This window comes from Pseudocitrobacter sp. 73 (assembly GCF_008369545.1).
Classification (GTDB): domain Bacteria; phylum Pseudomonadota; class Gammaproteobacteria; order Enterobacterales; family Enterobacteriaceae; genus Pseudocitrobacter; species Pseudocitrobacter vendiensis.
On the sequence record NZ_VTZO01000013.1, the window covers coordinates 72,193 to 84,572 of the forward strand.

The 12,380-nt window shown below is 51.0% G+C and carries 9 protein-coding genes; 6 read left to right on the plus strand and 3 right to left on the minus strand.

The window, feature by feature from the left end; all coding sequences use genetic code 11:
- Window positions 1-62: 62 nt before the first annotated feature.
- Both F0Q32_RS14705 and F0Q32_RS14710 read right to left on the minus strand, forming a co-directional pair.
- Window positions 63-1,199, minus strand: coding sequence for an HlyD family secretion protein (locus F0Q32_RS14705; RefSeq protein WP_149463674.1), 1,137 nt, complete (start codon window positions 1,197-1,199; stop codon window positions 63-65).
- Between the two features lie 5 nt (window positions 1,200-1,204).
- Complete coding sequence (locus F0Q32_RS14710; RefSeq protein WP_149463675.1) at window positions 1,205-1,534, minus strand: DUF3302 domain-containing protein; 330 nt, start codon at window positions 1,532-1,534, stop codon at window positions 1,205-1,207.
- 536 nt (window positions 1,535-2,070) lie between these two features.
- On the opposite strand from F0Q32_RS14710, the gene mtlA reads away from it, so the two are divergent.
- The 3 genes from mtlA (at window position 2,071) to mtlR (ending at window position 5,809) form a co-directional block, all read left to right on the plus strand.
- Window positions 2,071-3,978: a PTS mannitol transporter subunit IICBA gene (gene mtlA / locus F0Q32_RS14720; protein ID WP_149463677.1), complete on the plus strand. Its 1,908-nt coding sequence runs from the start codon at window positions 2,071-2,073 to the stop codon at window positions 3,976-3,978.
- A gap of 95 nt (window positions 3,979-4,073) precedes the next feature.
- Window positions 4,074-5,222: a mannitol-1-phosphate 5-dehydrogenase gene (gene mtlD, locus F0Q32_RS14725; protein WP_149463678.1), complete on the plus strand. Its 1,149-nt coding sequence runs from the start codon at window positions 4,074-4,076 to the stop codon at window positions 5,220-5,222.
- A complete protein-coding gene (mtlR, locus tag F0Q32_RS14730; RefSeq protein ID WP_149463679.1) occupies window positions 5,219-5,809 on the plus strand; it encodes a mannitol operon repressor MtlR in 591 nt (196 codons plus the stop codon). The genes mtlD and mtlR overlap by 4 nt, the downstream gene beginning before the upstream one ends.
- A gap of 5 nt (window positions 5,810-5,814) precedes the next feature.
- On the opposite strand, the gene F0Q32_RS14735 is transcribed toward mtlR, so the two are convergent.
- Window positions 5,815-6,030, minus strand: a complete 216-nt coding sequence (locus F0Q32_RS14735) for a hypothetical protein (protein ID WP_149463680.1) — start codon at window positions 6,028-6,030, stop codon at window positions 5,815-5,817.
- A 271-nt stretch (window positions 6,031-6,301) separates the two neighbouring features.
- Between F0Q32_RS14735 and F0Q32_RS14740 the strand changes: the two genes are divergently transcribed.
- From F0Q32_RS14740 to F0Q32_RS14750, 3 genes are all read left to right on the plus strand, one after another.
- Entirely contained in the window at window positions 6,302-6,664 is a 363-nt protein-coding gene (locus F0Q32_RS14740; RefSeq protein WP_149463681.1) for a YibL family ribosome-associated protein, read from the plus strand.
- Between the two features lie 543 nt (window positions 6,665-7,207).
- The gene (locus tag F0Q32_RS14745; RefSeq protein ID WP_149463682.1) at window positions 7,208-7,891 is read left to right on the plus strand and encodes a DUF3251 domain-containing protein; all 684 of its coding nucleotides are present in this window, start codon (window positions 7,208-7,210) and stop codon (window positions 7,889-7,891) included.
- 43 nt (window positions 7,892-7,934) lie between these two features.
- Entirely contained in the window at window positions 7,935-12,281 is a 4,347-nt protein-coding gene (locus tag F0Q32_RS14750; protein WP_149463683.1) for a YadA-like family protein, read from the plus strand.
- The last annotated feature ends 99 nt before the right edge of the window (window positions 12,282-12,380 follow it).

Here is a 12,380-nt window from a genome sequence, read left to right on the forward strand (position 1 = left end):
GTCCTTTTTGCCAACGAAAGGGTAAGTATGGCCCAGCCATTGGCAAAAAGATGCCTTCACCCTCAATGATCAAGGTAAAGATAGTGCATCCAGCTTGTCATTCGCAGCAGTACCTTACGCATAATCGACAGGTGCTCAAAATGATCCGAATAGACCGCGACCTGCGCATAAATACCGTCCGGCAGGGAGTCCACCTCTTCACTCGGTTGCAGTTCAATCAGGGCCATCACGCCGTCGGTGCCGGGGACAATCGTCAGCGCCTGCAATGTGCCCTGAGCCTGATAAGAACCACCGGGCACAACGGGCAAAATGCTGGTGAGTTTGCCGCTGAAAATCTGCCCCGGTAGCGCATTAAACACCACTTCGGCTTCATCGCCCGGTTTTAGGCGCAGCAATGAGTTCTGGCGGAACTGGGCCACTATCTGGCGTTTTTGTTCCGGCACGAACACCATTACCGGGCGCAATGGCAATGCCGCCGCATACGTGCCCGGACGAATCAGCACCTGGGTGGCGAAACCATCGCTGGGGGCGCGAATCACGGTTTGATCGAGATTGAATTTGGCTTCGGTGAGCTGCGCGCGCAGGCTGGCAACCTGCGACTGATCACCGTTCACCACGCTGTCCAGTTGGCTTTTAATTTGCGATTGATCGGCAATAGACGCTTTGACCAGCGCGTCCTGCGCCAGATAGTTTTGCCGCGCGTTATCGATATCGCTTTCCGAAAATGGATTCACTCGCGCCTTACTGCCCTGCAAATAGCGCTGGTAATCTTTGTACAGACGGTCGCGTTCTGCCGAGACGCGCGTGGTATTTGCCAGCGCTTCATCCAGTTGCCCTTTTAATACCTGCGTATTGTGCACCGCTGTGACTAAATCAGCCTCCAGCCTATCAACGCGCGCCTGGTAGCGTGTCGGGTCAATCTTAAAGAGCACCTCGCCCTTTTTAATCAGCTGGTTTTGTTTATGCGTCACCTCACTCACCACGCCGGTCACCTGTGGGGTGATCGGAATAGAGATAACCGCTTTCTGTGCCTGAAAGGTATAGGGGTGGTTATAGTTCATCCCTAATATCAGCGCACCGACAATAAATACTCCGCCTAATACTGCAGTAGGCACCGTCCATTTATTTACCGGGATCCTGAATATCTTAAAAATCGCCCATGCCAGCGCGACGTAGGTCAATATAATAAGCAGATCCATGATGGCTATTCCCCTGAAGGCGTTTGCATTTTTTTCAGTTGTTTTTCAAGTTCTTCAACGCGTTGTCGCAGCGCCTCTTCACCTTCAGACGCAGGAGGATGCTGCATCCCCCAGCCGCGATCGGGGCGATAAAGCGTTGCCCAAATCCACAGGAACGGCCAGAGAACATGTAATGTAAAAAGACTCACCCAGCCTGCAACGTGAATCGCATCGGCATGGGGATGATTGCGTGCCTTCGCAATCATGTAGGGAATATCGTGAATAATAATAATGCCGTAAAAGATAACCAGGAAAACGAAGATCAGGATGCCAAGCGCAAAGTAATTCAGGAACATAGCCGTAACCTCGAATTCACGCTGTCGATAGTGAGCACGCTATACGAAATAACACGTAGCGGGCGTCTACTTTGAACATAATCGGCATTTTATCGTTCTGCCATACTCCTCATTCATTATTCTTTTTTGTGTGATGTTACTCAGTTACAGAGGGCGCTCATCACAGCGGCAGAACTTGCCACGGATCACATCTTGTTTTGGCGACCTGAAAATATCTTGTGAACTCAATCACAAAAAAGAAACAAACAACCAAGAGCAAAATGTGATTAACATCACATTTACATGTGTTCTGCGGTGCTTTTTCCTGCTGTGTTGTTTTTTTACACAGTAGTTTTGTGATGATGATCACTCAAAATCATCAGGTATCTCCTATATTTGTGTGATCTAAGTCACATGAAGACCCGCTATCTGGACAGCTTAACGATTCAGTGCCAGATTTCGCATCATCAACCAGGGTTCGGCTACTACCTCTGCCGCCAATTAACAATAAACTTCAGGTGATCCACCTGCGGGCAAACAGAAACAAGGGGTGTTTTATGTCATCCGATATCAAGATCAAGGTGCAAAGCTTTGGTCGCTTCCTCAGCAACATGGTGATGCCAAATATCGGCGCGTTTATCGCGTGGGGTATTATCACCGCGTTATTTATTCCAACAGGGTGGTTGCCGAACGAAACGCTGGCGAAGCTGGTTGGCCCGATGATCACCTACCTGCTGCCGCTGCTCATCGGTTATACCGGTGGTAAGCTGATTGGCGGCGAACGTGGCGGCGTGGTCGGTGCGATTACCACCATGGGCGTTATCGTCGGTGCAGACATGCCGATGTTCCTGGGTTCCATGATTGCAGGCCCGCTGGGCGGCTGGGCAATCAAGAAATTCGACATCTGGGTAGACGGTAAAATCAAATCTGGTTTTGAGATGCTGGTGAATAACTTCTCCGCTGGCATCATTGGTATGATCCTCGCCATTCTGGCCTTCATGGGCATCGGCCCGGCGGTTGAAGTCCTGTCCAAGCTGCTGGCAGCTGGCGTTAACTTCATGGTTGTACACGACATGCTGCCGCTGGCATCTGTCTTCGTAGAACCGGCGAAAATTCTGTTCCTGAACAACGCGATTAACCACGGTATCTTCTCACCGCTGGGTATTCAGCAGTCTCATGACCTTGGCAAATCTATCTTCTTCCTGATTGAAGCCAACCCAGGTCCGGGTATGGGCGTTCTGCTGGCGTACATGTTCTTCGGTCGCGGCAGTGCTAAACAGTCTGCAGGCGGCGCGGCAATCATCCACTTCCTGGGTGGTATCCACGAAATTTACTTCCCGTATGTGCTGATGAACCCACGTCTGATCCTGGCGGTCATTCTGGGTGGTATGACTGGCGTGTTCACCCTGACGCTGCTGAACGGCGGTCTGGTATCTCCGGCTTCCCCGGGCTCCATCCTGGCCGTACTGGCGATGACGCCAAAAGGCGCGTACTTCGCGAACATCGCGGCTATCGTTGCGGCAATGGCGGTCTCCTTCATCGTATCTGCCATCTTGCTGAAAACCAGCAAAGTGAAAGAAGAAGATGACATTGAAGCGGCAACTCGTCGTATGAATGACATGAAAGCAGAATCCAAAGGCGGTACTCCGCTGGCGGCTGGCGATGTCACTAACGACCTGAGCCACGTGCGCAAAATCATCGTTGCCTGCGATGCCGGTATGGGTTCCAGCGCAATGGGTGCGGGCGTGCTGCGTAAGAAAGTGCAGGATGCGGGCCTGAGCAACATCTCGGTCACCAACTGCGCGATTAACAACCTGCCGCCGGATGTTGACCTGGTCATCACCCACCGCGACCTGACCGAGCGTGCAATGCGTCAGGTTCCGCAGGCACAGCATATTTCGCTGACCAACTTCCTCGACAGCGGTCTGTATACCAACCTGACCGAGCGTCTGGTTGCTGCACAGCGCCATACTGACAACGAAGTGAAGGTGAAAGACAGCCTGAAAGACAGCTTTGACGACAGCAGCGCTAACCTGTTCAAGCTGGGTGCAGAAAACATCTTCCTGGGCCGCAAAGCTGCTACCAAAGAAGAAGCCATTCTGTTTGCCGGTGAGCAACTGGTAAAAGGCGGTTACGTCGAGCCAGAGTATGTGCAAGCGATGCTGGATCGCGAAAAACTGACCCCGACTTACCTGGGCGAGTCCATCGCGGTTCCACACGGCACCATCGAAGCTAAAGACCGCGTGCTGAAAACGGGTATCGTGTTCTGTCAGTATCCGGAAGGCGTGCGCTTCGGCGAAGACGAGGACGACATTGCCCGTCTGGTGATTGGTATTGCTGCGCGTAACAACGAGCACATCCAGGTGATTACCGGCCTGACCAACGCGCTGGATGACGAGTCCGTCATCGAACGCCTGGCCACAACCACCAGCGTAGACGAAGTTCTGGCGCTGTTGCAGAAGTAAGACGCTATACCCTCTCCCATCGGGAGAGGGTTAGGGTGAGGGAAAAGCCTCACCCCAGCCCTCTCGGGTCAAAAACATTAATGAAGGTTAATACTATGAAAGCATTACATTTTGGCGCAGGTAATATCGGACGTGGCTTTATCGGCAAACTGCTGGCCGACGCGGGCATTACATTGACGTTCGCCGATGTAAACCAGGTCGTTCTGGATGCCCTGAATGCCCGTCATAGCTATCAGGTTCACGTCGTGGGTGAAAATGAGCAGGTTGATACGGTTTCAGGCGTAAACGCCGTCAGCAGCATCGGTGACGACGTTGTGGAGCTGATTGCCCAGGTTGACCTGGTCACCACTGCGGTGGGCCCGGTTGTACTGGAGCGTATTGCACCGGCTATCGCCAAAGGTCTCGCGAAACGTAAAGCGCAGGGCGTAAATACCCCGCTGAACATCATCGCTTGTGAAAACATGGTGCGCGGCACCAGCCAGCTGAAAGGCCACGTGATGGCTGCCGTTGCAGCAGAAGATCAGGCGTGGGTAGAAGCCAATGTCGGTTTCGTGGATTCCGCCGTTGACCGCATCGTACCGCCGTCTGCCTCTGCAACCAATGATCCACTGGAAGTGACCGTCGAAACCTTCAGCGAGTGGATCGTCGATAAAACCCAGTTCAAGGGCGCGTTGCCGAATATTCCAGGTATGGAATTAACCGATAACCTGATGGCATTTGTCGAACGTAAACTCTTCACGCTGAACACAGGTCATGCTATAACCGCGTACCTCGGCAAAATGACCGGGCATCAAACTATCCGCGACGCGATCCTCGATGAGAAAATCCGCGCGGTGGTAAATGGCGCGATGGAAGAAAGCGGCGCGGTATTGATTAAACGCTACGGCTTTGATGCGCAGAAACATGCGGCATACATTCAGAAAATCCTCGGTCGTTTTGAAAACCCGTATCTGAAAGATGACGTTGAGCGCGTGGGCCGTCAGCCGCTGCGTAAACTGAGCGCGGGCGATCGTCTGATTAAACCGCTGCTGGGTACGCTGGAATACGGTTTGCCGCACGTTAATCTGGTGAAAGGGATTGCCGCGGCGATGCATTTCCGCAGTGAAGAAGATCCGCAGGCACAGGAACTGGCTGCGCTGATTGATGAAAAAGGCCCGCAGGCCGCGCTGGCGCAGATCTCTGGTCTGGATGCTAACAGCGACGTGGTGAAAGCCGCTGTCGCTCTCTATAACGCCAGCAAATGATGCAAGACCCGGCGCAGGCTATCCTGCGCCTGAACAGTAGATTGTCAGATATGCAGGCAATAATGGAAGAAACACAGGCTTTTGAAAACCGTGTGCTTGAGCGTCTGAATGCTGGCAAAACCGTCAGAAGTTTCCTGATTGCCGCCGTCGAGCTGCTGACCGAGGCGGTCAATATTCTGGTGCTTCAGGTCTTCCGCAAAGACGATTACGCGGTGAAATACGCTGTCGAACCGTTGCTGGACGGTAGCGGCCCGCTGGGCGACCTTTCGGTCCGGCTCAAGCTTATCTATGGGCTGGGCGTAATCAGTCGACCGGAGTATGAAGATGCGGAATTGCTGATGGCGTTACGTGAAGAGCTAAATCATGATGGCAGCGAATACGCCTTTACCGATGATGAGATTCTCGGGCCGCTGGGTGAGCTGCACTGTGTCTCTGCCCTGCCGCCCGCGCCGCTCTTTGACGATAGCGATGCCGACCTGCTGGCAATGCAAAAACAGCGTTATCAACAGGTCGTTCGCTCAACGATGGTACTTTCTCTGACCGAGCTGATTTCCCGAATCAGCTTGAAAAAAGCCTTCCAGAAATAACGGACTCAAACTTCTTTCGCCTGGTTTTCGACCGGCTGATAAAGTTTGCGATAGTGCTCTAATCGCTCCAGAAATATCGCCGCTTTCTCTTCCGGGATTTCCTCCGGTACGTGGCTCAGGCGAGGCGATTTTTTCAGGTACTCCATAAATGCCTGACTGGATGCCATAAAATCTATGGCTTTATCGATGACAAGCGGTACGTTTTCACCCAGTTTGCCCATAACGTCATCCTCCTCATGATTCCTGCTTTAAGAATGACCAATTTAGAGTGACGCGTTTGGGGTAAATGTGCGTATTCTTGTTGGCAAAACGTCAAAAAGAGACCTGTCTAACACTTTTCAATAATTCATAATAAATTCATAATATTAGTTCTTATATGCAGCATGAGAGATCGCGACAAAAGGTGACTTTTTACGATTCTTCGCTATCGGTTATGAACGCTGTCGCGCATACTACCCACTATTACGTCATTTTTTATCAGATATACGCCAAATGAAAGAAATCGAAAAAAACGAAATTAAACGCCTGAGCGACCGCCTGGACGCCATCCGTCATCAGCAGGCAGAACTGTCGCTGGTCGAAAACGCCGAGAAGTATGCCGAGCTCGAAAGCGAGAAAGAGAAACTGGAAGTGGAAATCGCGCGTCTGCGTGAGGTTCATACCCAGAAGCTCAGTAAAGAGGCCCAAAAGCTCACCAAAATGGCGTTCAGCCGTCCGATCACCAAGAAAGAACAGGCTGATATGGGCAAGCTGAAGAAAAGCGTGCGCGGGCTGATTGTGGTTCACCCAATGACGGCACTGGGCCGTGAAATGGGCCTGCAGGTAATGACCGGTTTCTCAAAAACGGCGTTCTGATTTTCTTTCACGTCGATATCAACGTTGCTTGCCCTCTTGCTTTACGCTCCTGTTTTTTTACAGGAGCGTAATTTTGTGGGGAAATTCCGCTAAATCTATTCACCTTTCTTAAACAACTCACCTGTTTACCTGCGGTATTTTTCAGGCAAAATTCCGAAAATGCGTTGTCTGCAAAATGCCAATACATACCCCTCCTAAATGAATACTCAAATTAATCGGCTTAAAACCATATTATTTTCATATGATTATCAAATAAAATTATAATTTCTAGATTAAAACATCAATAAAATGAATAAAAACAAATCCTCTTTGTTTGCCGATACCATTAAATATTTGACACTCAACTGCACCGATCATTAAAATCCGCGCGATTAATATCTTTGGCTGCAATTTATATTTTTTTGATAATAGATCGCTTGTTCGCGATGCAACCTTTTTACACTCACTCTTTGCAGAACCCATTGCGAACATACGACGCGTAAATCATTCATAAAATGATTACATCGTCTATGTCTTTAGTTTGACCATGAAGGGATTCATTATATGAATATCAATAGTGCGTTGTTACGTGTTTCATTTACATTTTTTCTCGTTGCCTCAACAGGATGTGATTATGTTGAAAAAACAACGCTTATTAACGATCTTGCCAAACAACAAGAGCAACAAAAAAATCAAATTGCTGCAATTGAAAAACAGCAGGAACAATACAAAAATAAAATTGAAATAATTGAAAAACAACAACTTGCAATGTCATCCAATGACAAGGCACTTTCGACCATTATAAGAGCAATTAAAAACAAACAGGACGAATTTGTCTTCACAGAATTTAATCCCGCGCAAACAAAATATTTCATCCTGAATAATGGCTCAGTGGGTTTAGCCGGGCGCATCTTATCAATCGATGCCATCGAGAACGGCAGCGTTATTCGCATCTCGCTGGTCAACTTATTAAGCGTTCCTGTATCAAATATCGGTTTCAATGCCACGTGGGGAAATGAGCGCCCTGTCGATATCAACGCACTGGCGAAATGGCAGCAACTGCTTTTCAACACCACCATGAACTCCACCCTACAATTAATGCCTGGTCAATGGCAAGACATTAACCTGACATTAAAAGGCGTTTCACCTAATAACCTGAAGTATCTGAAATTGTCCATCAACATGGCCAATCTCCAGTTCGACACTGTTCAACCTGCTGAAACCCGGCAGCGGAAAAACAAAAAATAAATGCAGCTTCTGCGCTTATATCAAGGAATAGAGAGCATCACGAATGAACAAAATATTTAAAGTTATCTGGAATCCTGCGACGGGCAGCTATAGCGTTGCCAGCGAAACGGCGAAAAGTCGTGGAAAGAAGAGCGGGCGCAGTAAGCTGTTAATTTCTGCATTGGTTGCGGGTGGATTACTCTCATCAGTTGGGGCCAATGCTTCGGTTTCACTTGACGGTGGTAAAAGCGCAGAGGCAACGCCACTGAGTGATAACTGGATTGCCATTGGTAAGGAGGCAGTCGCATCATCAAATTCAAACGGCACAGGACCTACAAGCACGGGAAGTGTTGCGATCGGGGCAAAAGCGAACGCAGGGATGGGAAGTACCGCAATTGGCTTCTCAAGTATCTCATCAGGAGAAAGATCGGTAGCCTTAGGGCAAGCAACTTCTTCGACTGGTAGCCGATCCATCGCCATCGGCAGTGCGGCTAAAGCGACCAGCGATTATACCATCGCGTTAGGAAACTCTGCTCAAGCTAAAGGTGAAGGCGCCGTGGCGTTGGGCAAGGATACGGTAGCAAGTGCTGCGAATGCCCTTGCATTCGGGAGACTGTCCGTCGCCAGCGCCGCTAACGCGGTTGCGATTGGCGCTGAGACCGAAGCCGCTGAAAATGCGACGGCAGTGGGTACTAAAGCGGAGGCAAATGGGCTTAACAGTATCGCGTTGGGCTACGGGAGTATTGCTAATACCGATAACACGATTGCTCTGGGTAACCAAAGCCAGGCAATCGCTGCGGGCGCCATTGCCATCGGTCAGGGGAATAAAGCTGACGGCGTAAATGCAATCGCACTGGGAAATGGGAGTATTACCGGTGGGGCAAATGCCATTGCTCTTGGACAAGGCAGTTATGCCGGTTTAGAAAATGGCATTGCAATTGGTGCTCAGGCCACTGCTCAAGGTAAAAATTCAATTGCTCTGGGTGCTGGTTCTGTCGCGACTGAAGCGGATACCGTTTCTGTGGGTAACACAACCGTTCAGCGAAAAATTGTCAATATGGCAAAAGGTGATATCGATACTAACAGTACTGATGCCATCAATGGATCACAGCTTTATGCTATCAGTAAGTCAGTAGCGGATAATCTTGGTGGAGGTGCGACCGTCAATTCACAGGGCGTCGTGACTTCCCCGAATTACAGACTGAAAAATGGTATTTATGGCAATGTTGGCGACGCCTTAGCGGATCTAAACACGAATACGATACAATGGGACACCCTTAAAAAGGGATATAGTGCGGCACATGGTACAGATGCCACCAGCAAAATCACTAACGTCACCGCTGGCGACCTTTCCGCCACCAGCACCGACGCCGTTAACGGTTCTCAGTTGAAAACCACTAACGATAACGTGGCGACCAACACCACCAACATCACTAACCTGACGAGCGAAGTGGCTGGCAACACCACCAATATCACTAACCTGACTGATACGGTGACTAACCTCGGTGAAGACGCCCTGAAATGGGATGACGCCGCAGGCGCATTCAGCGCCGCGCATAGCGGCAGCACCATTAATAAAATTACCAATGTCGCAGCCGGGGCGGTGTCATCATCCAGTACCGATGCCATTAATGGTGGGCAACTCTATGGCTTAAGCAGCTCCGTCGCCAGCTACTTAGGGGGAAATGCCTCCGTTGATGCGAATGGGAACTTTACAGGCCCGAGCTATACCATTGACGGTACAAGCTACAACAGTGTTGGTGATGCCCTGTCAGCGATTAATACTTCAATTGGAACCTCTTTGGGTGATGCACTGCTATGGGATAATACGGCAGGGCACTTCAGTGCGGCGCACGGCTCTGAGGCCACCAGTAAAATCGCTAACGTCAAAGCGGGCGATCTCACTGACACCAGTACCGATGCGGTTAACGGCTCACAGTTAAAAGCCACCAATGACGACGTGGCGGCTAACACCACCAACATCGCCACCAACACCACCAATATCACCAACCTGACCGACGCCGTGGACAGCCTTGGCGATGATGCTCTGCTGTGGGACAGTGCGGCAGGCGCATTCAGTGCCTCTCACGGTGCCAATACCCTCAATAAAATTACGAATGTCGCCGCAGGGACAGTGTCATCATCCAGCACCGATGCCATTAACGGTGGGCAACTCTATGATTTGAGTAGCTCTATCGCCAACTCATTCGGGGGGAACGCCACAGTTGATGCCAATGGGACCTTTACAGGCCCTACCTATACCATCGACGGTGTAAGTTACAACAGTATCGGCGATGCACTGACGGCAATTAACACGTCCACCAGCGCTTCTCTGGCTGATGCTCTGCAGTGGGATAGCACAGCGGGCGCATTTAGCGCGGCACACGGCACGGAAACCACCGCTAAAATCACCAACGTTGCCGCAGGTGAACTCAGTGATGACAGCACCGATGCCGTGAACGGCGCTCAGTTAAAAGCCACGAACGACAATGTGGCGACTAACACCACCAACATTGCCACTAACACCACCAATATCACCAATCTGACTGACGTTGTGGACAGTCTTGGCGAGGATGCGCTGCAATGGGATAACACCGCGGGCGCATTCAGTGCTGCTCATGGTTCCGAGGCCACCAGCAAGATCACCAACGTCGCAGCCGGTACGATTTCGGATACCAGTACCGACGCGGTCAATGGTTCTCAGTTGTACGCCACCAATATGTTGATCACTCAAAACAGTGAGATCATTAATCAACTCGCCGGGAATACCGACAACACCTATATCGAAGAAAACGGTGCAGGTATTAACTACGTCCGCACCAATGACACCGGTTTAACCTTCACCGATGCCAGCGCAGCGGGTATTGGCTCTACCGCCGTGGGGTATAACTCTGTGGCCAAAGGCGATAGCAGCGTGGCCATCGGTCAGGACAGCTATAGCAGCGTTGAAACAGGTATCGCGCTGGGTAGCAGCTCCGTTTCCAGCCGTGTCATTGAGACAGGCTCCCGTAATACCCGCGTGACGGAAAATGGGGTCGAGATCGGTTACGACACAACTGACGGCGAACTGCTTGGCGCGCTGTCGATCGGTGACGACGGTAAGTATCGTCAAATCATCAACGTAGCCGATGGTTCTGAAGCCCATGACGCCGTTACGGTTCGCCAGTTGCAGAATGCGATTGGTGCAGTCGCGACCACGCCGACCAAATACTATCACGCCAATTCAACGGCGGAAGACTCACTGGCTATCGGTGAAGACTCGCTGGCAATGGGCGCGAAAACTATCGTTAACGGCAATGCCGGTATTGGTATTGGCCTGAATACACTGGTGATGGCAGATGCCATCAACGGTATCGCGATAGGGAGCTACGCCCAGGCAAATCACGCGAATAGTATTGCGATGGGTAACGGTTCTCAAACCACGCGCGGGGCTCAGACAGGCTATACCGCTTACAATATGGACGCACCGCAAAACTCCGTCGGTGAATTCTCCGTAGGTAGCGAAGACGGTCAGCGCCAGATCACTAACGTTGCAGCGGGTTCGGCAGATACCGATGCCGTCAACGTGGGTCAGTTGAAAGTGACGGATGAGCGTGTGTCGCAAAACACCCAGAACATCTCGTATCTCAACAATCAGGTCAGCAATCTCGATACCCGTGTGACTGACCTTGAGAACGGAATGGGCGACATTATCACCACCGGCAGCACCAAGTACTTCAAGGCCAACAGCACCGGCGCGGATGCCAATGCGCAGGGTGCAGACAGTGTTGCGATGGGCTCAGGCTCCATTGCCGCCGCTGACAACAGCGTGGCGCTGGGGACCGGGTCTGTCGCCAATGAAGCAAATACCGTCTCCGTCGGCTCCTCAACCAACCAACGCAGAATCACCAACGTGGCTGCCGGTATCAATGATACCGATGCCGTTAACGTTTCGCAGTTGAAGTCTTCTGAAGCGGGCAGCGTACGTTACGACACCAAAGCGGACGGGTCTATCGACTACAGTAATATCACGCTTGGCGGCGGCAACGGAGGGACAACGCGTATCAGCAACGTGTCCGCTGGCGTGGAAAACAACGACGCGGTTAACTACGCGCAGTTGAAACAAAGCGTCCAGGAAACCAAGCAATACACCGATCAGCGGATGGCGCAGATGGATAGCAAACTGTCCAAAACGGAAAGCAAGCTGAGCGGCGGGATTGCCTCCGCAATGGCCATGACCGGCCTGCCTCAAGCCTATTCACCAGGAGCCAGCATGGCATCGATTGGTGGCGGCTCTTATAACGGTGAATCTGCCGTGGCATTAGGCGTCTCAATGGTCAGCGCGAATGGTCGCTGGGTCTATAAATTACAGGGTAGTACCAATAGCCAGGGTGAATATTCTGCCGCCATCGGCGCAGGTATTCAGTGGTAAAAAGTCGTTAAACTGATGCTAATAAGGGCAACTCGTTAACTGAGTTGCCCTTTTCTTTTCGCCTGCCAATTGGCCCAACCAATTCTCATCTTTCCTTCC